Here is a 23,584-nt window from a genome sequence, read left to right on the forward strand (position 1 = left end):
CTGCGTGCGACTGAGCGCGAGGATGCCCGACCTCACGTCGTTGGAGGTGCTCCTCGCGATCGCCCGGACCGGCAGCCTGAGCGCCGCCGGACGCGAGTGCGGACTCACCCAGCAGGCGGTCTCGGGCCGCATCGCCGCGCTGGAGCGCCAGACCGGGGTGCGCCTGGTCATCCGCACCAAAACCGGTTCCCGGCTGACCTCCTCCGGTGTGGTCGCCGCACAGTGGGCCGACCGGTTGCTCGGCGTCGCCCACGAAGTCGACGCGGGCCTGGCCACCCTGCGCGATGACAGCAAGACCCGGCTACGACTGACGGCAAGCCTGACGATCGCCGAGCAACTGTTGCCACGCTGGCTGGTCAGTTGGCGCGACGCCGTCACCCGCCAGGGCGCCCCGCCACCGGATGTCATCCTCAGCGCGGCCAACAGCGAGCACGTGATCGCCGCCCTGCGCGCCGACGAGGCGGATCTGGGTTTCATCGAGAGTCCCGGCGTCCCGCGCGGCCTGCGCAGCAGCGTCGTCGCTCACGATGAGCTGGTGGTCGTCGTGCCGCCGATGCACAGGTGGGCACGTCGGTCCGCGCCGGTTCGTCCCGAGGAGCTGGCCACAACACCCCTGGTGACCCGCGAGAAGGGTTCGGGCACCAGGAGTTTCCTGATCTCGGCCCTGTCGAAGAGCACGGACGCACCGCAGGTGCCTGCCGCGCTGGAGTTGTCGACGGCCGCCGCGGTGCGCGCCGCCGTGCTCGCCGATGCCGGCCCTGCCGTACTGAGCCGGTTGGCCGTGGCCGATGATCTGGAATTGGGCCGGCTGCGGGCCGTCGAGGTGGACGGGATGGATCTGCGCCGCGCATTGCGCGCCGTGTGGCTGGGCGCTCGAACCCCGCCCGCCGGCGCGGTGCGTGACCTGTTGAGCCATATCGCAGTCGTCACCAGGGCCCGCGCCCGCGCCGATCGCCACAGCTGATCACCTCACAAGCATTGCTTGTGTCCCGACGGGTGTTGCCCAGTTCGTGGCGGTTCTAGTTTGGCAATATGCAACAACACGCCACCCGCCTGCTGAACGATGTCGGCCCCAACTGGTTCGCCTCGGTGATGGGTACCGGGATCGTTGCCACCGCCGCGGCCGGCCTACCGGTCCAGTGGCCGGGGCTGCGCGGTTTCGCGCAGGTGGTCTGGGTGCTCGCGGCGATGTTGCTGGCGGTGCTGGTCCTGGTGGTCGGCACCCATTGGCTGCGCCACCCCACCGTCGCGCGCAGCCATGCACGCAACGCCCAGATGGCGCATTTCTACGGTGCCGCGCCGATGGCGCTGCTCACAGTGGGCGCCGGCGCGTTGTTGCTCGGTGGCGACCTGATCGGCGCGCAGGCCGCCCTGCGCCTGGACTGGGCGCTGTGGATCCTCGGCACCGCCGGCGGCTTGTTCACCGCCACCACCATCCCGTTCCTGATGTTCACCCAGCACGATGTCGGGCCGGACGCCGCGTTCGGCGGATGGTTGATGCCCGTCGTCCCGCCGATGGTGTCCGCCGCCACGGGCGCGCTGCTCATACCGCACATGGCTCCGGGTACCGGCCGCGCGACCATGTTCTACGCCTGTGTGGCGATGTTCGGGTTGTCGATGATCGCCGCGTTGATCATCACGACCATGATCTGGAGCCGACTGGTCCACTACGGGACATCCGGTACCGCGCGGGTAGCCACGCTGTGGATCGTGCTGGGCCCCCTGGGTCAAGCCATCACCGCAGCCGGTCTTTTGGGTAGCAGCGCCGCGCAGGCGGTCGATCCGCAGATCGCCGCGGGGATGCGCGTGCTGGCGGTGCTGTTCGGGGTACCGGTCTGGGGCTTCGCGATGTTGTGGATCGTCCTGGCCACCGCACTGACGGTGCGCACCCTGCGCCGGGGCATGCCGTTCGCGCTCACCTGGTGGAGCCTGACCTTCCCGGTGGGCACCTTCGTCACCGGCACCACCCAACTTGCCCTGCACACGGGCCTGCCCGCGCTGCGGATCGCGGCTGTGCTTGCCTATATCGCCCTGCTGGGCACGTGGTGCCTGGTGGCGGTGCGGACCGCCCACGGAAGCCTATGGGGCGAGCTGCTCAGGCCGGCACCGATACGGGTTGGCATGCCGGCCGCCGTTCGCAGTGCCACCGCCCGACCTTTGTTGGTCCCAGAATCTTCGTGACAGCGAAAGATCATGTAGGGCAGGGGGAATGGGGACGCTCGGGTTCTCGCCGGACGACCGATCATCCATCCGAGCCAGTGCGGCCGAACACGGGCCGATCGACCGCGGGTTACCGTGGACGGGCGTCCGGAGACGCTAGGGTGCGATCATGACCCACGCGCAACGATTGCCGGTCCGTGTCAGTCTTGCGGTGGCCGGTGCCGCCCTCGCGGTCGGGCTGACCGCCTGCGATTCGACGTCCGGCCCCGCCCCGGCCGGTGATTCCGCGACCGCCCCCGGCCGTCAGGTCACCGTCGTCGGTTCCGGCGAGGTGCAGGGCACCCCGGACACGTTGACGGTGTCGGCGGCGATGGAGGCCATCGCCCCCGATGTGACGACGGCGCTGAACCAGACCAGTGACCGTCAGCGCGCGGTGACCGATGCGCTGACCGCAGCCGGTATCGAGGCCAAGGACATCAGCACCACCGAGGTATCACTGCAGCCGCAGTACAACTCGGATGGCACCCGCATCGACTTCTACCGGGCCAGCAACGGCGTCGATGTGAAGATCCGTGACGCGGACCGGGCCTCGGACATCCTGGCGCTGATCGTGAACACCGGCGGCGATGCCACCCGGATCAACTCGGTGAGCTACTCCATCGCCGACGACTCACAACTGGTGCGCGACGCCAGGGCCCGCGCCTTCGAAGACGCCCGGGACCGCGCCCAGCAGTACGCCGAACTGTCCGGCCTGGACCTGGGCGAGGTGGTGTCGATCTCGGAGGCCACCGGCCCGACGCCACCGCCGCCGGTGCCGATGCCGCGCAGTGCGATGGCCGAGGCGGTGCCGCTGTCACCCGGTGAGCAGACTGTCGGCTTCACCGTCACCGCCGTGTGGGAGCTGACCTAGCATCCCGAGCGGCACCGCCGGTTCACTGTGTAGTTTTCAAGGTGCACTGAGGCTTTGGGTTATGCGGCGGCCGGTAGGTCGGTCATGGTGCGGCGGGCGTGCGAGCGCAGGTGCGCTGGCTCGGGTCCGGTCGGTTCGTGGGGTGGGATGAACCAGGGGTGCCGGTCGGGGCCGAGGTAGACCTGCCAGCCACCGTGGTGGATCTGGGTGTGGTGGTAGCGGCACAGCAGCAGCACCCCGTTGTCCAAACTCGTCTCGCCCCCGGCGCCCCACGGCTTAATGTGGTGGGCGTCGCACCACGACACCGGCCGACCACACCCCGGATGCGCACAGCCCTTGTCCCGTATCCCCAACGCTTTACGGATCGCAGGGGAGAACAGGCGCTCGCTGCGCCCAAGATCGAGCGGTACCCCGGTGTGATCCACGATCACCGAGGTCAGTGTGGAGTCACACGCGATCAGATCCGCGGTCGCGGCACTGACGGGCCCACCGAACCCGAGGGTGTCCACGCCCGTGTCACCAGACACCTTCCCGGCGGGCCGGATCAGGGTGACATGCGGCAGCACACCACCGGAGGTCGGTCGTGTCGACTGCGACAAGTAGGTGCGCAAGATCTGCCCGACCGCATCACCGCGACGCCTACCGATGGGCCGGGGGTCCGGGGATCCGTCCGGCAGCGGGACGGGCCGGCACAACGGATCCAACGCCGCGCACAGTTCTTCCCCGGTGCCCACATCCAGATCCAACGTGGCCTCGAACCGGCCCTCACTGTTCTGGGCCAGGGTCATCTCGTTGAGGTCGGTGTCCTCGGCCACCGGCACCGCACGCTGCTCCGGCGGCAGGCTCGCTGCGCGGTCGATGGCGATCGCGCGGGCCTTCGAGTCCACCTGGGCCGGGGTGGTCTGGATCATCAGCGTGGTCACCACCGCCGCGCGGTCTGCCTCGGACAGCTCGACGCGGCGCTCGATATGGGCCACGCCCTTGCCGACCGCGTCGACGAACTCGATGCCCAACCCACCCAAACGCTGCGACCGCGTCAACGCCGGCAACGACGACGCCACCCGCCCGACCCGGGCCGCGCGCTGCGCCGCACCCGGGGACATCCCCAACGCGGTGAGCAGATCCGCCCCGCTGCGCAGGCGTTTGCGCGCCGGCACCCCCAAACGCTCCGCAGCCGCCACCGCAGAAGCAATGACGTGATCACTGAGGTTGCGGATGGTCACCGCAGCCGTCAGTACCGCCAACAGCGGCGCCTCGTCGACCACCTTCCGCGGACAGTCCAGCAGATGAAACAACGTGCGCTCACCGACGTCATCATCGGGTGGAACAGACGGTGCGAGATCGTCGATCAACGCATCGATGAAAGAACTGAAATGGGTGGCGTCCATAACGGGACCCAACCTTTCGGACAAGGCCAAACACACACACGCCCCATAAGGGGCACCACAGCTCAACCGAACCCTCGTCAGGGTTGTCGAACCCCTCGACGACCCGTAGCCGCCGACACGGGCTCACCTGGAGAGTGGGAGCCACTTCGCTTCGAACTTGTGTTCGATCATACGCCGAATCTGAGCACCGTGCAACAGATTTCCGACACAAGAATCTGCGGCTTTCTGCATCACGACATCGGTAACACTTTGCATTGTCTCGGTAGAGAAAGTGCGCGCGAGATGACCCTGATGCGTCCAACGCCCTGAATAGCTGATGCGGCCCGGACCGACGAGCTCAACACACTACGGAGTCTCGTAGACCCGCGGCTCCAGCGTCCCGATATAGGGCAGATCGCGATAACGCTCGGCGTAGTCCAGGCCGTAGCCGACGACGAACTCGTTGGGGATGTCGAAGCCGATATAGGTCACGTCGACGTCGGCGCGCACGGCGTCGGGCTTGCGCAACAACGTGCACACCCGCAGCGACCGCGGGTTACGGGTGGCGAGGTTGCGCAGCAGCCACGACAACGTCAGGCCGGAGTCGATGATGTCCTCGACGATCAGCACGTCACGATCGGCGATATCGCGGTCGAGATCTTTGAGGATGCGCACGACGCCCGAGGAGGACGTCGAGGAGCCGTAGGAGCTGACGGCCATGAACTCCAGCTGCGTCGGGACCGGGATGGCGCGGGCCAGGTCGGTGACAAACATGACCGCGCCCTTGAGCACGGTGATCAGCAGCAGATCTTGATCACCGCCGCCGGCGCGGTAATCGGCGGCCACCTGGGCCGCCAATTCGGCAGTCTTGGCTTTGATCTCGTCTTCGGACAGCAACACCGACTTGATGTCGCCGGGATACAGGTCCGCGGTCACGAACACAGCGTAGCGGGGTTCACCGGACAGGCTCGCGGTAGAGCACCAGGACCCCGTCCCGACGGCCCGCGAACAGCCGCTCGGCCGTCAACGGGCTGGGCACCGCCACACCGCCCTGACCTCGCCAGTCGGTGATCAGGGCGTCGACGGCGCGGATCTGGGTGTCGTTGAGGTCGCATGCGCCACCGGCAAGCAACCAGCCGCGGATGACGCGACGCCGGATCGCGGTCGGCAGCGCCGCCAGGGCGGCGGTCGCCATCGGATCGGCCACCAACTCGGCCGCCGCCGCGTCGAGGGCGTCGGTGTCCTCCCGCAGCGCGGCCGCTGTGCGGGCCAGCGCCGCGGCCACCCCGCCGCCGAGCACCTCCTCCAGCAGCGGCAGCACCTCGGTGCGCAACCGCACCCGGGTGAAGCGCGGGTCGGCATTGTGCGGGTCCTGCCATGGCCTCAGACCGAGCGCGGCGCAGGCGGCCACCGTGGTGGCGCGCCGCTCACCCAGCAGCGGCCGGCACCAGGGGTCGTCGTAGCCGCGCATCCCGGCGATGGAACGCGCCCCCGACCCGCGGCCCAGACCCAGCAGCACCGTCTCGGCCTGATCGTCCAGGGTGTGCGCCAGCAGCACCGGCGCCCCGGCGCGCGCCGCCTCCAACGCCGTGTACCGGGCCCGGCGGGCCGCGGCCTCCGGCCCACCCGTGGATCCGACCTGGACCCGAAGCACTTGCGCGGCAACACAACCCAATGCCATTGCCTGGACACGCGCGGTCTCGGCAACATCTGCCGACCCGGCCTGCAGCCCATGGTCGACGATCAGCGCCGTGGTCGGCCGCAGCGACGCGGCCACCGCCGTGAGCGCCAACGAGTCCGCACCCCCGGACAGCGCCACCGCCCACGGCTGAGCAGCGGGCAGCTGGACATCACCGAATGACCGGACCGCCGAACGCAGTTGCGCTACAGGACCCGATCGATCCATCGCTGTGGTTCCTCGATCTCCTCGGGCATCGGGAGCGTCCCGGCATCGGTCCAGATGACGTTGAAGCGCTCCATGCCGACCCGGGACACCACATCGTCGACGAACGCCTTGCCGCGGGTGTACTGGCTCAGTTTGGCGTCGAAACCCAGCAGGGTGCGGATGATCCGTTGCAGCGGTGGCTGTTTGCGCTGCCGGCGTTCGTCGAATCGACGCCGGATGGTGGCCACCGACGGCACCACCGCCGGACCGACGGCATCCATGACGTGCTCGGCATGGCCCTCCAACAGGGTGCCCAGCACCAGCAGCCGATCCAGCGCCTGGCGCTGCGGTTCGGCCTGCACCGCCCGCAGCAGCCCCAGCACACCGGCCGAATTGGGTTCCTCGGCAGTGCCGTTGCGCTGGTTGCGGACGTACTCGGACAGCCGGCCGACCATATCGCCGACCTGATCACCGGCGTCACCGGTCAGCGTCTCCAACGACGATGACATGTGCTCGGCCAGCCACGGGTTGGCGCGGAACTGGACCCGGTGGGTGACCTCGTGCAGGCACACCCACAACCGGAAGTCCGCCGGGTCGACCCGCAGCTGGCGTTCCACCGCAATGACATTGGGATAGACCAGCAACAGCTCACCGTCACCGGAGAACGGGTCGTACTGCCCGAGGATGCCGCCGGAGATGAAGGCCAGCACCGCTCCGGTCTGCGCGCCGGTCACCTTGGCGCCCAACTTCGCCGCCGTGCCGTGTGCACCGTCGGCCGATCCACCGGTCATCACGCGCATGGATTCGGTGGCGGCCCGCACCCACTGCGGGCGGTCCACCACTCGCGACTCCGGTATCGCGGCGCCCTCGTTGAGGCGGGTCACCTCGCGGACCGGCAGCTCGGCGGTGCGGGCCGATTCGGCCAGCTGCGCGATGGCCTGGTCGCGGGTGTAGGCGGTGGTGGCCGGACCCGGCCTCGACAGTTTCACCCCGACGGTGGCGGCCGCCGCCCAGTCCACCGCGGAGCCGACGCTCAGACCAGTCTTCGGGCTCATCCGCCGCACCCGCAGGACCGCAGCTTGGCGGCCAGCGCGTCCAGCGAGGTCCGACCGGTGGGTCCGGCGTTGTTGGACAGCAGCGCGAAGGTGAGTACCCGGCCGCTGGAGTCGGTGACAATGCCGGCCAGGGTGTTGGTGCCCGTCAGAGAACCGGTCTTGGCGCGTAACCACCCCGCCGAGGCCCGACCCTCCTCGGTGTCCAGGTACCGGTTCGACAGCGTGCCGCTGCCGCCGGCGATGGGCAGCACGTCGACCAGCGGGCGCAGTTTGGGCTGGTCGTCTCCGACGGCTACAGCTATCACCTCGTCCAGGGTAAGCGCGGTCAGCCGGTTGTCGACCGAAAGCCCACTGGAATCAAGCAGTTTGGCACCGGTGGTGTCGATGTCGACGCCACGCAACTGCCCCAGCACGGCCGCGGCGGCACCGTCGAAACTCTGCGGCCGGTTCAGCGCGGCGGCGACCTCGCGTCCGATGGATTCGGCCATCACGTTGTCCGACTCGTACATCATCTGCCGCAGCCGTTCGATCAGCGGCGGCGACTGCACCGATGCCAGCTCGGTGGCGTCGGCGCTGGATTCGTCTGCCACCGTGACGCCGGCGGGATCGACTCCCAGCGCCACGGCCAGTGCGCGGCCGGCGTCCAGGCCCGGGGTGCGCGAGCGCCGCGAGTCGTAGGACACCGGCTGGGTGCGGCCACCGTCGAGCATCACCGATTCGATCGGCGCGATATCGCCGCCGTCGATGTCCAGCGGATCCCAGCCGATCGCCATGGTGGGCCCGCTGTAGGCGCTCAGGTCGACCTGCACGCCGGTGACGCGCACCCCGCTGCTCTTGACCTGTTCGGCCAGATCGCTGATCCGGGCCGCCCCCTTATACCAGGTGCGCTTGTCACCGGAGAACGCCGACAGCGTCGGGTCTCCACCGCCGCGCAGCACCACCACGCCGGGCCGCCGGCCCTCGTGCACCGTCGTCGTCAGACGGGCGTCGCGGTCCAGGGTCAGCAGGGCGGCCGCGGTGGTGAGCAACTTGTTCGTGGACGCGGGCTGCATCGGGATGTTCTCCCCCTGCGCCCACAGTTCCTCGCCGGTGACCGCGTCGGTGACCCGGCCGGTCAGCATGCCGAGGTTGGGGTCGGCCAGCGCGGTGGCCAGCATCGCCGACAGCCCCTTGGCGGTGGGTTCGGTGGTGGCCTCGCCCAGCGGGTGCACCCCCGGCTCGGACGTGACCGCGGCGGGCTGCGGCGGTAGGGCACTGTTGGCGGCCGTGCGCGACGAGGTGACCACCGCGGCCACCCCGACCACGGCGGCGACGAGTACCAGAACCGCCAGACCGATCACCAGGTGGGTGGATCGGCGCCATCGACCGGGCCGCATAACGTGCAGCGTATCGCTCCTTTAAGGTGGACCCCGCCAGAGCAAGCCAGCCGAAGGAGCAACGCCGGTGTCGTTCGACGTCGTCATCGAGATCCCCAAGGGGTCCCGCAACAAGTACGAAGTGGACCATGAGACCGGCCGGGTCAAGCTGGATCGCTATCTGTACACCTCCTTCGGCTACCCCGCCGACTACGGATTTTTCGAGAACACCCTTGGTGAGGACGGCGATCCGCTGGACGCGCTGGTGCTGCTGCCGGAGTCGGTGTTCCCCGGCTGCACCGTCGAGGCCCGCCCGGTCGCGATGTTCAAGATGACCGATGAGGCCGGTGGCGACGACAAGCTGCTGTGCGTCCTGGCCGACGATCCGCGCTGGGAGCACATTCAGGATGTCGGTGACGTCTCCCAGTTCGAGCTGGACGCCATCAAGCACTTCTTCGTGCACTACAAGGATCTGGAGCCGGGCAAGTTCGTCAAGACCGCCGACTGGGTGGGTCGCGAAGAAGCCGAGGCCGAGCTGCAGCGCTCCATCGAACGCTTCAAGAGCTCCGGCCACTGATTTAGCACCGCTGTAACACGGAGTAACCCGGGCGTGTCCTGCGCCTTTGATGATTGATGCGTGTTGATGCATCAGGGAATCGGCCTGGACGCGTTCAACGCGTTGCCCGCACGCAAGGCCGTGCACGCACTGTACGAGTGCTGTAACAGTTACGCGCTGGCTGCCGACCTGTGCCGGGGCCGGGCCTACCCCGACCACGACGCGCTGTACCGCCGGCTCGACACGCTGCTGTTCGCGCTGCCCGAGGACGCGATCGACCAGATCCTGGATGCCTGCCCGGATATCGGCCGACGGCCCCGCAGCACCAGATCGCAGGCCGAGCACTGTTCGGTGTGGGATGACGACCCGGAACTGATGAACGAGCTGCGGTCGGCATCGCACCGCTACGCGCAGCGCTACGGGTTCGCGTTCGTGATGTACGTCGACGGTCACTGCGCCAACGAGGTGTTGGCGGCGGTGACCAATCGCATGCACCACGATGTCGAGATGGAGCGCAAGATCCTGCGCAACGAACTGGCCAAGATCGGACGCAGCAGGGTGGAGCGCATGCTGGGCCCCGAGGGCGGCTTCCACAACTGGTAGTTGCGGGTGCCGATCATCGTTCATGATGACCGGCATGACCGTTGACGGGTTCTGCGACTCCGGGTTCGATCGGGTGGCCGACGCACTCGGCCGAGCCATCGACGACGGCGAGGAATGTGGCGCCGCGATCGCCATCGATGTCGACGGCGAGCTGGTGGTCGACATCTGGGGCGGGTACGCCGACGCGGCCGGGACCCGACCGTGGACCGCAGACACCATCGTCAACGTGTGGTCCTCGACCAAGAACGTCACCGCACTGGCCGCACTGATGCTGATCGACCGCGGCCTGATCACCCCTGACACGCCGGTGGCGCAAATCTGGCCGGAGTTCGGCACCGCAGGCAAGGAGCGCATCGAGTTCCGGCATCTGCTCACCCACTCCTCAGGGCTGTCCGGCTGGGAGCAACCGGTGACGCCGGAGGACATCCTGGATTGGGATCGGTCGACGGCCATGTTGGCGGCGCAGGCGCCGTGGTGGGAGCCGGGGACCGCTACCGGTTATCACGCACTCACTCACGGTCATCTCATCGGTGAGGTGGTGCGACGGGTCACCGGGAAATCACTGAAGCAGTTCATCGCCGAGGAGATCGCCGAGCCGCTGGGTGCAGATTTCCAGATCGGCGCACGGCCCGAGGACCATGATCGGATCGCCGAGATCATCGCTCCGGCAGATCCTTTCGAGGGCATACCTCCGGCGGACCAGTGGACCGAGCAGATGTACAAGACGTTCACCGGGCCGGCTCCCGACCCGTTGATCGCGAACACACCGGGCTGGCGGGCCGCCGATATCAGTGCGGCCAACGGGCACACCAACGCCCGCGCGCTTGCCAAGGTCCTGTCGGCAATCTCCCTGGGCGGCACGGTCGACGGGGTCACGCTGCTGTCCCCGGCGATCATCGAGAGTGTCTTCGACACCCAGATTGAGGGTCCCGATCTGGTGCTGGCGGGCCACCAGATCCGGATGGGTCTGGGCTTCGGCCTGCCCAGTCCGGCCATCGGTCACATCCCCGACGGCAAGATCTGCTTCTGGGGTGGCTGGGGTGGATCCTGGGAGTCGATGAATCCCGACTCCCGGACCACCGTCGCCTATGTGATGAACAAAATGGGACCGGGCATCGAAGGGTCGGCGCGAACCGACCGGTACTTCCGGCTCATCTACGACGCGCTGGGACCGTCCACCACTTCAGGCACCGAATGCTGAACCTGGTCAGCCCGCGGGTTCATGCTGGTGGGCGCCCGACCTCGCACAACGTCGAGTCACTCGTAAGGCAGGAAGCAGAGGTCCTTGTTATACCCTCCCGGCGGTGCCAGCGAGCCGTCCATGCTGCACGGGTCGCGCTCGAGGATGTCTTCGATCGGGCCTGAACCGAAGTGCCCGGGCTCCGACGGACCTGCATTCAGCGGAGGCGGAGGCGGAGGGGGCACCGGGGCCTGGTTGGCGGCTTTGCGGGAATTGGCCGCTGCATTGGCGCCGAACATCTGTTGCCGGAATCCCGGTGGCACACAGAAGGCATCGCCATCAAAGGCTTCCCGCCAGACGAATCCCTGCGCACAGCCCAGCGGCCCGTATCCGGCGTTCGGGTCCCGGTTGGCCCCGAAGTTGGCATTCTGTTGCGCGACGGCGTCGCGTTCAGCAGGCGTCACGCAAACCCTGTCGCCGGGGCGAGCTTCACGCCATACGAACCCCGAAGTACAGGTGTCGGGCCCGTACGGCTGTGCCGATACCGGGGCAACGCCGGCGCCCAGGACCGACGCGGCGAACGTCAAGATAGGCGCAGCCACGGTCACAGCAAATTTGATGGTCATAGTGCTTGGACGCTAGGGTTCCGCACGCCGGACTTAAATAAGGTGTTTCCCTACGATCTTTGTGGTGCGGCCGGTTCGCAGGCCTGTCGTCCCCTGGACGCACATGATAGTGCTGACGAATTCGCGGATCGAGACCCTAGGATCGCGACACCACGTTCTGCAGCGGTTCGCCGCGCATCAGCCTGCCGATATTGGCCGCGATATCGTCCACCCGGCCCGCGAAGGTGTCGGTGGTGATTCCCGAAGAGTGCGGTGTCATCAGCAGATTGGGCAGTTCGGCGAACGGCAGGTCCGCCGGTGCACCGGTGGCTCCTCGGCCGGTGGCCTCGGGGTAGCGGTACCAGACGTCGATCGCCGCGGCGCCGAGGCGACCGGTCAGCAAGGTTCCGTAGAGCGCGTCCTGATCCACCAGCGGTCCGCGGCCGACATTGATCAGCACCCCGCCGGGGCCTAACGCATCCAGCTGGGCGAAACCGATCATCCCCGTGGTCGCCGGTGTCAGCGGCGCCGACACCACCAGCACATCGGAGGCCGCAGCCAGCTCGTCGAGCCGGTCCACCGCACCCGCCCAGGCCAACCCGTGCTCATCGGCGACGCCGCCGGATCCGGTCACGGCGGCACCCTCACATCCGCAGGCCTGCAACAACTTCCACGCCTGCTGTCCGATGTGCCCGAACCCGACGAAGCCGATCTTGGCACCGTGCAGCGTCGGGGGCTGGGCGATGGTGTCGTCGTAGACGGCACTGGCCCACGTGTCACGTCGCAGGGCGTGATCCTGGCGGAGGAATCCGCGACGCAGCATGATCGCCGCCGACAGCACATACTCGGCTATGGATCGCTCGTGGTGAAAGGTGTTGGCAACCAGCACATCAGGGCCGAGCGCGTCGAAGGCGACCCGGTCGGTGCCGGCACCGGCGACGTGCACCAGCTCAAGCTTTTCGGCCACCGCCGCCATCTCCGCGGGAAACCGCCCGCCGACGTGCACGGCGGCGTCGCGCAACCGCTCGGCGTCGACACCCGGGCCGGCCCAGGTCACCTCGACACCCGGCGGCAGCGCCGCCTCGAAACGTCGGCGGTGCGGGACCAGATTGCGGTCGGCGACGTAGATCTGCATGCTCAGCCGCGTTGCAGGCAGGGTCGCTTGCTGTCGAACGTCCAGCCCGGGATCAGGTACTGCATCGCGATGGCGTCATCGCGGGCGCCGAGACCCTCGGAGAGGTAGAGCTCGTGGGCGGCCGCGACCCGTTCCTCATCGAGTTCGACCCCGAGGCCCGGCGCGGCGGGCACGTCCAGATAACCGTCGACGATCCGGTAGGGCGCCTTGGTGATGCGCTGTCCGTCCTGCCAGATCCAGTGGGTGTCGATGGCGGTGATGTCACCCGGTGCGGCGGCGGCCACCTGAGTGAACATCGCCAGCGAGACGTCGAAGTGGTTGTTGGAGTGCGATCCCCAGGTCAGGCCCCACGCGTCGCACATCTGGGCGACGCGCACCGACCCGTTCATCGTCCAGAAGTGCGGATCCGCCAGCGGGATGTCCACCGCGCCGGAGCGGATGGCGTGCCCCATCTCGCGCCAATCGGTGGCGATCATGTTGGTGGCGGTCGGAAGACCGGTGGCCCGCTTGAACTCGGCCATCACCTCGCGGCCGGAGAATCCGCCCTCTGGCCCGACCGGGTCCTCGGCGTAGGCCAGCACGTCGGTCAGCCCGCGGCAGGTCGCGATGGCATCCTTGAGCAGCCATCCGCCGTTGGGATCCAAGGTGATCCGCGCCTCGGGGAAACGCTGCGCCAGTGCGGTGACGGCGGCGGCCTCCTCGGCCGCCGGCAGCACACCACCCTTGAGCTTGAAGTCGGCGAACCCGTAGCGGGCATGGGCGGCCTCGGCCAGGCGCACGACACCCTCGGGGGTCATCGCCTCGTCATGCCGGACCCGCATCCAGTCATCGGCGTCGGCGGCCTCGTCGGCGCCGCTGCGGTAGGCCAGGTCGGTCTTGCTGCGGTCACCGACGAAGAAGAGATATCCCAACGCCTGCACACGATCCCGGCACTGGCCCTCCCCCAGCAGGGCGGCCACCGAGACGCCGAGATGCTGACCGAGCAGGTCCAGCATCGCCGACTCGACCGCGGTCACGGCGTGCACCGTGACACGCAGATCGAAGGTCTGGGCACCGCGACCGCCGGCGTCACGGTCGGCGAAGGTGCGCCGGATGTCGGCCAACACGTTGTTGTAGGCGCCGATGCCGCGGCCCTCCACGAGCGCCTTGGCCTCGGTCAGGGTGCGTTCGATGGCGGCACCGCCGGGCACCTCCCCGACACCGGTGTTGCCGTCGGAGTCCATGAGGATCACAAGGTTCCGGGTGAAAAACGGCCCGTGGGCGCCGCTGAGATTCAGCAGCATGCTGTCATGTCCGGCGATGGGAACGACCCGCATCTCGGTGACGATCGGGGTGCGCTTCGGCGAGCTCATGACATCAGCCTATAAACGTCGGTTGATGCACGTCCAACACTGATATGGCATCAATTGATTCAGACATTGGATGCTTTACCTGGCCGAACGTCGTCGTCAGGCGAACCACTTGTCGCCGTTGGCGACGGGCCGCAGCACCCGGCCGACCTTGTCGCCGACGGCGCACAACGCCTCGATGATGCCGCGTTCGCGCTCCGGGGTGAGCCGGGCCAGCGGCACCGAGGCGCTGATCGCGTCCTGGGCCGGCCAGCAGTACCGCAGGGCCACCGCGAAGCACCGCACCCCCTCGGTGTTCTCCTCGTCGTCACCGGCGTACCCGCGGATGCGCACGGTGGCCAACTCCTCATCCAGCACGGCGTGCGAGGTCAGCGTTCGCGGTGTCAGTGCCTCCAGTTCGGTGGGCAGGTGGCGGCGCCGCTCGGCACCGACCCGCTCGGCCAGCAGCGCCTTGCCCAGCGCGGTGGCGTAGGCGGGTAGTCGCCTGCCGACGCGGTTGGTGGCGCGGCGGTACTGCGGGGATTCCCGGGTGGCCAGGTAGACGATGTCGGTGCCGTCGAGGCGGCCCAGATGGAAGGTCTCATCCCAGTCGCTGCGCAGATCGTCGAGGAACGGCGCGATCATCGGCAAATAGGGATCGCCGTCCAGATAGCTGGTTCCGACCAGCAGTGCCCGGATCCCGATGCCGTACATGGTCCCTGCTTCGTCCGGTCCGGTGTCCACCGCCCGCACCCAACCCTGTGCCATCAGGGTCCGCAACAACGCGTGCGCGCTGCTGCGCGGCATGCCCAGCTCCTCGCTGATCTCCCGGATGCGGGCCGGCCTGTCGTGCCGGGCGGCGAGATACTCCAACAGTTCCACGGTGCGCGCCGCCGATTTGACGCCCGCCCGGCTGGTCGATTCGCTCATAACAGCCCTGTCTGTTGGACGACGAGCACCACCGCGCCCGCAGTGGACGCGGTGATGGCGGTCCAGCGCTGCCGTTGCGGGTTCAGGATGCGGTTGGCATAGCGGGACAATACGTATCCCAGCATGGTCGCCGGTATCAGCACTGCGAACATCTGCACGGTGTGCCGATCGACGGAACCGGTGACGGCCAGCATCGCGACCGACAGGATCGAGCCGATCAGGAAGAAGCTGCTCATGGTGGCGCGCAGCTGCGCGCCCGTGCTGCGCTGCCACACCAGCGCCATCGGTGGTCCGCCGATGGAGGTCGCCGTCCCCAACACACCCGAGGTGGCGCCGGCCAACACGAGATTGCGTCGCCGCGGTTCGGGGATCCACCCCAGGCTGGTGACCGCGACCCCGCACAGGACGACCGCCGCGATCAAGATCGCCAGCGCTCGTTCGGGTATCGCGGTGAGCAACACCGCCCCCGCGACGGTGCCCGGCACCCGTCCGAGCAGCGCCCACCCGGCGCCACGCAGGTCGATGGCGGTGCGTTCGCGCAGCACCACCAGCAGCGTGAGCAGCGTTGCCAGCATGATCAGGGTGCCGGGAACCAGGCCCGGATCGATGACGGCGACCACCGGCGCGGCGAGCATGCCCATGCCGAATCCGATGGAGCCCTGCAGACAGGACGCCAACATCACCGCGATCACGATGACGACGAATCCGGGCAAGCTGGGGTTCATGCGCTGTGGGACAACGCCGATGCCTCGTGTTGCATGGGGTGATGACATTCGGCGGAGTGTCCGGCCACGACGAGATCCACGGCCACGGGTGGCCGCTGCTGCGCGCAGATCTCGGTGGCGTGTGCGCACCGGGTGCGGAAGCGGCAGCCCGAGGGCGGATTCAGCGGTGAGGGCACCTCGCCGGAGAGCAGGATGCGCTCGCCGCGCGCCGCGTCGTGCAGCTTGGGTGCCGCCGACATCAGCGCCGCGGTGTAGTGGTGCTCGGGACGGTCGAAAACGGCGTCGGTGGGGCCGTTCTCGATGATGCGGCCCAGATACATCACCGCGACCCGGTCGGCGACGTGGCGCACCACCGACAGATCGTGGGAGATGAACACATAGGAGATCTTGAGCTCGCGCTGCAGCTCGTTAAGCAGGTTGAGCACCTGCGCCTGCACCGACAGGTCCAGTGCCGAGACCGGTTCGTCGCAGATGATGACCTCGGGATTCAGTGCCAGCGCGCGGGCGATGCCGATGCGCTGGCGCTGCCCACCGGAGAACTCCTGCGGGTACTTGCCGAAAGCCTTGGCGCCCAACCCGACCAGGTCGAGCAGGCCGCGCACCCGCATGTCGCGGTCGGCACGGCTCTGGTACAGCCCCCGGTGGGTGCGCCACGGCTCGGCGATGATCTCCGCGGCGGTCATCCGGGAGTTCAGCGAGGCGTACGGGTCCTGGAACACCATCTGCACGCGACGGCGGAACTTCAACAGTTCCTTGCCCTTCAGCGCGAAGGGGTCGATCCCGTCGAAGCTCACCGTCCCCGAGTCCGGGCGTTCGAGCATCATCAGCGTGCGCGCCAGCGTGGACTTGCCGCAGCCGGATTCGCCCACCAGCCCTAGGGTTTCGCCGCGGGCGAGGTCGAGGTTGATGCCGTCCAGCGCGGTCAGCTTCTTGCCGCCGGCCACCCGGAAGGACTTGGTGAGATCGCGGACTTCGAGCAATGTGTCAGTCATTGGACACCTCTTCGGGGAAGTGGCAGGCGGACTGCCGGCGGGCACCGACGGCTGCCAGGGTGGGACGGGTGCTGCGGCACACGTCGGCGACCAGCGGGCAACGATCCTGGTAGACGCAGCCGGCCGGGATCGAGTGCAGATCCGGTGGCGCACCGCCGATGGACTTCAGCTCGGCGCCGCGTTCGGCGTCCACCGGAACCGAATCCAGCAGACCCTTGGTGTAGGGATGCCTGGGGTTGGCGAAAACTTCGACCACCGGCCCGGTTTCGACGATGCTACCGGCGTACATGATGGCGACCCGGTCCGCCTCCTCGGCCACCAGCGCCAGGTCGTGGGTGATGAGTACCAGCGCCATCTGATACTCAGTACGAAGGTCGCTCAGCAGGGCCATGATCTGCGCCTGCACGGTCACGTCCAGCGCGGTGGTCGGTTCGTCGGCGATCAGCACCTTGGGGTTCAGCGCGACGGCCATCGCGATGAGCAGGCGCTGGCGCATACCGCCGGAGAACTGATGCGGATAGGCCTTCATCCGGTCCTCGGGCTGCGGGATTCCCACGCGCGCCATCAGCTCCACGGCCTTGGCCCTGGCCTCCTTGGCCTTCATACCGTGGTGGATGCGGAACGGTTCGGCCAGTTGGGTGCCGACGGTGTACAGCGGATTGAGCGCGGTCAGCGCGTCCTGGAAGACGATCGCCAGTTCCGGGCCGGCCATCTCGCGACGCTTCTTGCGGTCGACGGCCAGGATGTCGACATCACCGATGCGCGCCGAGCCGTCGGCGATCTGCGCGACCGGTTCCAGCAGGCCGACCAGCGCGGTGGCGGTCATCGACTTGCCGCAACCGGATTCGCCGAGCAGCGCCAGGGTCTCACCGCTGCGGGCGGCGAAGCTGACGTGGTCGACGGCCCGGACGGTGCCGGTGATGGTGCGGATGTCGACGGTGAGCCCATCGACCTCCAGAGCGGGATCGGCGTCCACCTGGTCCGTGGGGAGATGTTCTGCGACAGCAGTCATTAGATGGCCTTTCCGGACTTGGTGAAGCGGGACAGACGCTTCTGCGGGACGGTGAGGCGCCACCGCTGACCGGGGTCGGTCGCGATGCGTGCCCAGGCGGCCAGGATGGTCGCCGAGACGGTGGTGATGACGATGGCCAGGCCGGGCAGGAACGACAGCCACCACGCGGTGTGCAGGTAGGTGCGGCCCTGCGAGACCATCAGGCCCCAGCTGACATCGGGGGGCTGGATGCCGATGCCCAGGAAGCTCAGCGAGCTCTCGGCCAGCATCACGTAGCAGAAGTCCAGGGTGGCCACGGTCAGCAGGGTGGGCAGCACGATGGGCACGACGTGGCGGGTGATGATGGACCGTCCGCTGGCCCCGAAGGTGCGCGCGGCATCCACGAAGACCCGGCTGGACAGTTCGGCCGATTCGGCGCGGGCGGTGCGCAGATAGACCGGGATGCGGGTGATGGCCAGGACGGCAACGATGTTGGCCGCGCTCGGCGAGAACACATAGAGCACCACGACGGCCAGCAGCAGGGACGGGAAGCTCATGATCACGTCGGCGACGCGCATCGCCACGGTCTCCCGCCATCCCCGGTAGTAGCCGGCCCACATGCCGATGATGGAACCGAGCACCGCCGAGATGACGACCGCCGGGATGGCCACCGACAGCGTGGTCTGGCAGGCCACGATCAGGCGCGCCAGCATGCTGCGGCCCAGCGGGTCGGTGCCCAGGACGTTGGCCCAGCCGTGGGCCAGCGTGAACGGCGCCTGATTGGAGTTGTCCAGGTCGATACGGGTGGCCAGATCGCCGACGAGCATCGGCCCGATGAGCGCGGTGAGGAACACCAGGCTCAGGACCACGGCCGCGGCGGCGGCCACCCGGTCGTTGATCAGCAGCCGGAACCAGACCGAGCCCGCGGAGCGCTTCTTGGACGACGGTTCACCGACGATGGCGGTGGTGGGCTTGACGGGGACGAGATCGATTTGAGTGCTCATCTTTGATTGGCTCCCTCAGACCTTTGCGGGTTCACGGACGCGGGCGTCGAGCAGCGCGTAGCAGGCGTCGATGGCGATGTTGAGGATGAAGATGCTGACGGCGGTGAGCAGCACCGCCGCCTGCAGCACCGCGAAGTCGCGTTGCAGGATCGCGTCGATCATGAGCTTGCCGATACCCGGCCAGCCGAAGATGGCCTCCACCACCACCGCGCCGTTGATCAGCGCGACGGTCAGATCACCGGCGACGGTGAGCGCGGGGGCGGCGGCATTGCGCAGCGCGTGGTGGGTGACCACCCGCAGATCGCCGGCGCCCTTGCTGCGCGCCAACCGCACGTACGGTGCCGAGAGCGCGGAAACCATTGCGCCGCGGACCACCTGGGTCAGCACACCGAGTGGTCGGATCATCAGCGTGGCGATCGGCAGGATCCAGGACAGCATGCCGGCGTCGGTGCCCGAGGTGGGCAGCCAGCCCATCAGCACCGCGAAGAGCCAGACGCCGGTGATGGCGAACCAGAAGTCCGGGATGGACGCCGCGGTCATCGACAGCAGGCTGGAGAACCGGTCGGCCAGCGAGTTGGGCCGGTAGGCGGCCCAGCAGCCGATGATGACCGCGCCGATGATGGCGAGCAGCATCGTGACGAAGGCCAGCTGCAGGGTGGCCGGGAAGGCGCGCAGTGCCATCTCGGCGGCGGACTCGCCGGTGCGCAGCGAGGTGCCGAAGTCCAGGTGGATGACACCGGAGAAGTAGTCGAACAGCTGCGTGATCAGCGGATCGTTGAATCCGTTGGCCTCGGCGAAGGCGGCGCGCTGTTCGGGGGTGGCGGACTCGGGCAGGTACAGATTGGTCGGGTCACCGGTGAGTCGGGCGAGCAGGAAGACACCGAGCAGCACGATGATCAAAGGGATTGTGCTGGTGTACATCCGGCGCCGGAGGAATCCGAACATGGTTGGGGCCCTCTTTCGGGTGCGGTCGGGTCAGGACTGGTCGGTGCGGTCGCTGGCGGCCGGGGTCATCGCGGCCAGGCGCATCTCGTCGCCGGTCGCCGGATCAGGGGTGTAGTCGATACGGGGCGATTTGCCGAGGATGCCCTGCATGTGCGCCAGGTAGGCCATCTGCATGATCTCCTGCGGTTCCTCGGCGAACAGCTCGGCGAAGGCGTCCTGGCGGGCGTCCCCGGTCAGCGCCTCGGCCGCCCGGATCTTGGCATCGAATTCCGGTGTGCCGTAGGCGGCCTGCGGTCCGTCGGAAAGCATGTACTGGTCCATGGTGAACGCGGCGTCACCGGCCTGGTTGCCGTGCATGATCATCAGCAGGTAGGGCCCGGTGTTGTCCGGGAACGGGCGCAGCTGGTACTGCAACTGGCCGGCGGTGTCCATCATCTCGATCTTGACGTTCAGGCCGATCTCGGTGAATTCGCTCTGCAGCACTTCGATGGTCTCGGTGATCTTCGGGAACTGCGCGGTGCGCCCGATCAGCCGGATCTGGGTGTCCACCGGGACGCCGTCGGCCTTCGCCTCGGCGATCAGTTCCTTGGCCTTGTCGATATCGTGCGGCCAGAGTGGCAGTTCGGCGTTGTATCCGACCACACCCGACGGGATGAGCTGTGCCGCAGGCTTGCCCAGGTCGCGGAACAAGGCCTTCACGATGCCGGTGCGGTTGACGGCGTAGTTGATGGCCTGCCGGACCCGCATGTCGTTCAGCGGCGGTTCGGTGGCCTGCATGCGCAGTGCGGTGGTCTCGTTGTTCTGGAACGGGACCCCGAGATCGCCGGCGCCGTCCTCGGGACCCAGGCCGACGGCGATATCGGCCTCGTCGTTGGTGATCATGGCCGCCCGCACGCTGCCCTCGCTGCGCCACTGGTATTCGGCCTTGGCGAATGCCGGCGGCTGGCCCCAGTAGGCGGGGTTGCGGGCCAGGGTCAGCTTCTGGCCGTACTCCCAGTCCGCGATCGCGTAGGGGCCGGTGCCGATGGGCTCGCGCACCTTCTCGGTCGAGCTGGTGGTGCGGGGAACCATCTCCACGAACGAGATACGCAGTGGGAGAATCGGATCCGGAGCAGTGGTGCCGATCACCACGGTGTTGGGATCGGGGGTCTGCAGCGCCAGCTTCTCGTCACCGAAGACGTATCCGTCGACGTTGCACTGCAGATCGGAGTTCACGGCGCGATCGATGGAGAAGGCGGCGTCCTCGGAGGTGAACGGCGCGCCGTCGGAGAAGGTGACACCGTCGCGCAAGGTGAAGGTCCACTCGTTGGGGCTGGTCTGTTCCCAGGCGGTGGCCAGCAGCGGCTGCAGATCGCCGGTGTTGGCGTCGCGTTCGATCAGCGGCTCGGTGATGTTGGACCGGACCACGATGCCGGTGGAGGTGAGCGAGCTCTCGCAGGGTTCCAGTGTGGGCGGCTCCTGCTGCAACACGATGCGCAGCGTCTCGGGGTCATACCCCCCGCCACCGGAATTGGCGACGGTGCACCCGGCACTGAGCACGCAGGCGCCGGTGAGGATGAGGAGCGTGCGCGTCGCTGCCATGGGGACCTCCAGATCGAGATGTGGGCTGTTCGAACTGAGTCAGTGGATGAGACGTCTACGTATGTGGACACCATCTGTGACGGTAGACACACCGTAGGAGCGCTTTCTGGACAGCGTCAACTGCACGAAATCGGCGGAAACAGCCGGATGGCGCACGGTCGCGGCACCTTTGCGTCATCGCGGAAATGCTGTTGAACTGCGGTTATCACCTCGACGGTGGGGTTTTGATACCGCGATGCAATCGCCAAATCGTCAGCCATGCGGGTTCTGCATCAACCCATGCTATTTCCGTGTTGGACAGGTATCCGCAGGTCTCCTTACCGTGGCAGCACGTAGCGAAGGAGCGACAATGCCGGATACCTCGCCTTCCCAGGCGGCACAAGCCTCGGTCCTGCAGGTGGGCCCCCTCAAGCCATCCCTGGCCGAGACCCTGCGCACCCGCTACGACGCACTGGTGCTACCCGATGACGCCGCGGCACGCGCCAACTTCCTGGCCGAGCACGGTGCCGACATCACGGCCGCGGTGACCTCCGGTCGCACCGGCGTGGACGCCACGCTGATGTCCGCACTGCCCAACCTCGGTGCCGTCGTCAACTTCGGCGTCGGCTATGACACCACCGATGTTGCGGCCGCTGAACTTCGGGGCGTCGGGGTGAGCAATACCCCCGACGTCCTGACCGACTGTGTGGCCGACACCGCCGTCGGCCTGCTGATCGACACGATGCGCCAGTTCTCGGCATCCGACCGCTTCGTGCGGGCCGGCCGCTGGGTGCGCGAAGGCAACTACCCGCTGACCCGACAGGTCAGCAACACCCGGGTCGGGATCATCGGCCTGGGCCGCATCGGAAGCGCGATCGCCAAGCGGCTCAGCGCTTTCAACTGCACGATCAGCTATCACAACCGCCGCGAAGTGCAGGGTTCGCCCTACCGATACGTCGGCACCCCGGTGGAGTTGGCCCGCGAGGTCGACGTCCTGGTCGTCGCCGCGGCCGGCGGCAGCTCGACGGCCGAGCTGGTCGATGCCGAGGTGCTCGAGGCCCTCGGCGCCGACGGCTATCTGATCAACATCGCCCGCGGCAGCGTCGTCGACGAGGTCGCCCTGGTGGCCGCGCTGCGGGAAGGCCGGCTGGCCGGCGCCGGACTGGACGTCTTCGCCGCCGAACCCGAGGTTCCGGCCGAGCTTTTCGAGCTGGACAACGTCGTGCTGCTGCCCCATGTCGGCAGCGGCACCGTGCAGACCCGCGCGGCCATGGAGGCGTTGACCCTGCGCAACCTCGACGAGTTCCTGGCCAACGGGTCGCTGGTCACACCCGTCGTGCAGCCCGCGGTCCGGGTTTAACCCCCGACGAATCCGTCCAGCAGATCGTCGGTGGTCCACTCCCGCGCCGGCAGCACATCGCGCAGCAGCCGCAGCAGCGCCGGATTGGTGCTGTCCTGACGCCAGCAGGCGTCGAGTTCGACCGGCCGCTCACGGAAGGCGCCGATCGTCCGGAACACCACACCGTCCGGATGCAGGGTGGCCGCCGAGGCCGGCACCAGGGCGATACCGATACCGGAGCGCACCAGCACCAGCATCGTGTGCACCTGGGTGACGAACTGGACGTAGCGCGGCGTGGCCCCGGCGATGGTGAAGGTACTGATCAGCAACTCGTTGAAATACCGCGCCTGGACCGGTGAATACATCACGAAGTCCTCGCCGTCGAGGTCGTTGAGCGTCAGCTGACGGGTCTGGCCGGCCAGCGGATGATCGGCGGGCAGCGCGGCCACCAGTTGTTCGTGCAGCAGTGGGCGGGACACGATGCCGGGACGCTTCAGCGGTGGCCGGGCCATGCCCAGGTCGATGTCCCCGCTCATCAACGCCTCCAGCTGCACCGACGAAACCATCTCGCGCAGTTCGAGTTTGACGTCGGGCAGCTTGTCGCGGGTGTGCTCCAGCAACCGCGGCAACACCGCATGCGCCGACGCCGCGGTGAATCCCACCACGACGGTGCCGAGATCGCCCGCCGGCACCCGCTTGACCGTCAGCGCCGCGCTCTCGGCCAGCTGCAGGATGCGCCGGGCATCGGGCAGGAATGCCACCCCGGCCGGGGTCAGGGTGACCGAGCGGGTGGTGCGGTCGATGAGCTGCACACCGAGTTCGGCCTCGAGCTGCTGAATCTGTCGGCTCAGCGGAGGTTGGGTCATGTGCAGCCGTTCGGCCGCCCGGCCGAAGTGCAGCTCCTCGGCGACCGCGATGAAACAGAACAACCTGGCCAGCGAGAACATCGATGCACTCCT

23 protein-coding genes are annotated in these 23,584 nt (G+C 68.0%); 7 read left to right on the plus strand and 16 right to left on the minus strand.

Annotated elements, in window-relative coordinates; all coding sequences use genetic code 11:
- Nucleotides 1-4 precede the first annotated feature (4 nt).
- The 3 genes from ACWDUN_RS11095 to ACWDUN_RS11105 all read left to right on the plus strand — a co-directional run bounded on the left by ACWDUN_RS11095 (nucleotide 5) and on the right by ACWDUN_RS11105 (nucleotide 3,070).
- Nucleotides 5-964, plus strand: a complete 960-nt coding sequence (locus ACWDUN_RS11095) for a LysR family transcriptional regulator (protein WP_449928387.1) — start codon at nucleotides 5-7, stop codon at nucleotides 962-964.
- 68 nt (nucleotides 965-1,032) lie between these two features.
- Complete coding sequence (locus ACWDUN_RS11100) at nucleotides 1,033-2,181, plus strand: TDT family transporter (RefSeq protein WP_449928389.1); 1,149 nt, start codon at nucleotides 1,033-1,035, stop codon at nucleotides 2,179-2,181.
- 148 nt (nucleotides 2,182-2,329) lie between these two features.
- The gene (locus tag ACWDUN_RS11105) at nucleotides 2,330-3,070 is read left to right on the plus strand and encodes an SIMPL domain-containing protein (RefSeq protein WP_449928391.1); all 741 of its coding nucleotides are present in this window, start codon (nucleotides 2,330-2,332) and stop codon (nucleotides 3,068-3,070) included.
- A 59-nt stretch (nucleotides 3,071-3,129) separates the two neighbouring features.
- Here ACWDUN_RS11105 and ACWDUN_RS11110 read toward each other — a convergent pair whose 3' ends face one another.
- The 5 genes from ACWDUN_RS11110 to dacB all read right to left on the minus strand — a co-directional run bounded on the left by ACWDUN_RS11110 (nucleotide 3,130) and on the right by dacB (nucleotide 8,753).
- The gene (locus ACWDUN_RS11110; RefSeq protein ID WP_449928393.1) at nucleotides 3,130-4,458 is read right to left on the minus strand and encodes a DUF222 domain-containing protein; all 1,329 of its coding nucleotides are present in this window, start codon (nucleotides 4,456-4,458) and stop codon (nucleotides 3,130-3,132) included.
- 345 nt (nucleotides 4,459-4,803) lie between these two features.
- The gene (hpt, locus tag ACWDUN_RS11115) at nucleotides 4,804-5,379 is read right to left on the minus strand and encodes a hypoxanthine phosphoribosyltransferase (protein ID WP_449928394.1); all 576 of its coding nucleotides are present in this window, start codon (nucleotides 5,377-5,379) and stop codon (nucleotides 4,804-4,806) included.
- Nucleotides 5,380-5,392: 13 nt separating this feature from the next.
- On the minus strand, nucleotides 5,393-6,343 hold the full coding sequence (gene tilS / locus ACWDUN_RS11120) for a tRNA lysidine(34) synthetase TilS (RefSeq protein WP_449928396.1): 951 nt from the start codon (nucleotides 6,341-6,343) through the stop codon (nucleotides 5,393-5,395).
- Entirely contained in the window at nucleotides 6,322-7,377 is a 1,056-nt protein-coding gene (locus tag ACWDUN_RS11125; protein WP_449928398.1) for a zinc-dependent metalloprotease, read from the minus strand. The genes tilS and ACWDUN_RS11125 overlap by 22 nt, the downstream gene beginning before the upstream one ends.
- On the minus strand, nucleotides 7,374-8,753 hold the full coding sequence (dacB, locus tag ACWDUN_RS11130; RefSeq protein ID WP_449928400.1) for a D-alanyl-D-alanine carboxypeptidase/D-alanyl-D-alanine endopeptidase: 1,380 nt from the start codon (nucleotides 8,751-8,753) through the stop codon (nucleotides 7,374-7,376). Before dacB ends, ACWDUN_RS11125 begins: the two co-directional genes overlap by 4 nt.
- Nucleotides 8,754-8,820: 67 nt before the next feature.
- Here dacB and ACWDUN_RS11135 point away from each other — a divergent pair, with 67 nt between their 5' ends.
- The 3 genes from ACWDUN_RS11135 to ACWDUN_RS11145 all read left to right on the plus strand — a co-directional run bounded on the left by ACWDUN_RS11135 (nucleotide 8,821) and on the right by ACWDUN_RS11145 (nucleotide 11,092).
- Nucleotides 8,821-9,309 carry an inorganic diphosphatase gene (locus tag ACWDUN_RS11135; RefSeq protein ID WP_449928402.1) on the plus strand — a complete coding sequence of 163 codons (489 nt, stop codon included), beginning with the start codon at nucleotides 8,821-8,823 and terminating at the stop codon, nucleotides 9,307-9,309.
- A 66-nt stretch (nucleotides 9,310-9,375) separates the two neighbouring features.
- Nucleotides 9,376-9,891, plus strand: coding sequence for a 2-oxo-4-hydroxy-4-carboxy-5-ureidoimidazoline decarboxylase (locus ACWDUN_RS11140; protein ID WP_449928821.1), 516 nt, complete (start codon nucleotides 9,376-9,378; stop codon nucleotides 9,889-9,891).
- Nucleotides 9,892-9,925: 34 nt separating this feature from the next.
- A complete protein-coding gene (locus ACWDUN_RS11145) occupies nucleotides 9,926-11,092 on the plus strand; it encodes a serine hydrolase domain-containing protein (protein ID WP_449928404.1) in 1,167 nt (388 codons plus the stop codon).
- 56 nt (nucleotides 11,093-11,148) lie between these two features.
- On the opposite strand, the gene ACWDUN_RS11150 is transcribed toward ACWDUN_RS11145, so the two are convergent.
- From ACWDUN_RS11150 to ACWDUN_RS11195, 10 genes are all read right to left on the minus strand, one after another.
- The gene (locus ACWDUN_RS11150) at nucleotides 11,149-11,697 is read right to left on the minus strand and encodes a hypothetical protein (protein ID WP_449928406.1); all 549 of its coding nucleotides are present in this window, start codon (nucleotides 11,695-11,697) and stop codon (nucleotides 11,149-11,151) included.
- Nucleotides 11,698-11,833: 136 nt separating this feature from the next.
- Nucleotides 11,834-12,811, minus strand: coding sequence for a 2-hydroxyacid dehydrogenase (locus ACWDUN_RS11155; protein ID WP_449928408.1), 978 nt, complete (start codon nucleotides 12,809-12,811; stop codon nucleotides 11,834-11,836).
- 2 nt (nucleotides 12,812-12,813) lie between these two features.
- Nucleotides 12,814-14,163, minus strand: coding sequence for an enolase C-terminal domain-like protein (locus tag ACWDUN_RS11160; RefSeq protein ID WP_449928410.1), 1,350 nt, complete (start codon nucleotides 14,161-14,163; stop codon nucleotides 12,814-12,816).
- Nucleotides 14,164-14,259: 96 nt separating this feature from the next.
- A complete protein-coding gene (locus tag ACWDUN_RS11165; RefSeq protein ID WP_449928412.1) occupies nucleotides 14,260-15,069 on the minus strand; it encodes an IclR family transcriptional regulator in 810 nt (269 codons plus the stop codon).
- Nucleotides 15,066-15,794 (minus strand): sulfite exporter TauE/SafE family protein, encoded by a 729-nt coding sequence (locus ACWDUN_RS11170; protein ID WP_449928414.1) that lies wholly within the window; start codon nucleotides 15,792-15,794, stop codon nucleotides 15,066-15,068. Before ACWDUN_RS11170 ends, ACWDUN_RS11165 begins: the two co-directional genes overlap by 4 nt.
- Nucleotides 15,791-16,786: an ABC transporter ATP-binding protein gene (locus tag ACWDUN_RS11175; protein WP_449928416.1), complete on the minus strand. Its 996-nt coding sequence runs from the start codon at nucleotides 16,784-16,786 to the stop codon at nucleotides 15,791-15,793. Before ACWDUN_RS11175 ends, ACWDUN_RS11170 begins: the two co-directional genes overlap by 4 nt.
- Entirely contained in the window at nucleotides 16,779-17,798 is a 1,020-nt protein-coding gene (locus ACWDUN_RS11180; RefSeq protein WP_449928418.1) for an ABC transporter ATP-binding protein, read from the minus strand. Before ACWDUN_RS11180 ends, ACWDUN_RS11175 begins: the two co-directional genes overlap by 8 nt.
- A complete protein-coding gene (locus ACWDUN_RS11185) occupies nucleotides 17,798-18,781 on the minus strand; it encodes an ABC transporter permease (protein ID WP_449928420.1) in 984 nt (327 codons plus the stop codon). Before ACWDUN_RS11185 ends, ACWDUN_RS11180 begins: the two co-directional genes overlap by 1 nt.
- Before the next feature lie 15 nt (nucleotides 18,782-18,796).
- Nucleotides 18,797-19,726: an ABC transporter permease gene (locus tag ACWDUN_RS11190; RefSeq protein WP_449928422.1), complete on the minus strand. Its 930-nt coding sequence runs from the start codon at nucleotides 19,724-19,726 to the stop codon at nucleotides 18,797-18,799.
- Nucleotides 19,727-19,756: 30 nt separating this feature from the next.
- The gene (locus ACWDUN_RS11195; RefSeq protein ID WP_449928424.1) at nucleotides 19,757-21,307 is read right to left on the minus strand and encodes an ABC transporter substrate-binding protein; all 1,551 of its coding nucleotides are present in this window, start codon (nucleotides 21,305-21,307) and stop codon (nucleotides 19,757-19,759) included.
- Between the two features lie 349 nt (nucleotides 21,308-21,656).
- Here ACWDUN_RS11195 and ACWDUN_RS11200 point away from each other — a divergent pair, with 349 nt between their 5' ends.
- Nucleotides 21,657-22,646, plus strand: coding sequence for a 2-hydroxyacid dehydrogenase (locus ACWDUN_RS11200; RefSeq protein WP_449928426.1), 990 nt, complete (start codon nucleotides 21,657-21,659; stop codon nucleotides 22,644-22,646).
- Here the strand turns inward: ACWDUN_RS11200 and ACWDUN_RS11205 are convergent.
- Nucleotides 22,643-23,572, minus strand: coding sequence for a LysR substrate-binding domain-containing protein (locus ACWDUN_RS11205; RefSeq protein ID WP_449928428.1), 930 nt, complete (start codon nucleotides 23,570-23,572; stop codon nucleotides 22,643-22,645). The two genes, ACWDUN_RS11200 and ACWDUN_RS11205, sit on opposite strands and share 4 nt — an antisense overlap.
- Between the last annotated feature and the right edge of the window lie 12 nt (nucleotides 23,573-23,584).

This window comes from Mycobacterium sp. NPDC003323, from assembly GCF_053589535.1.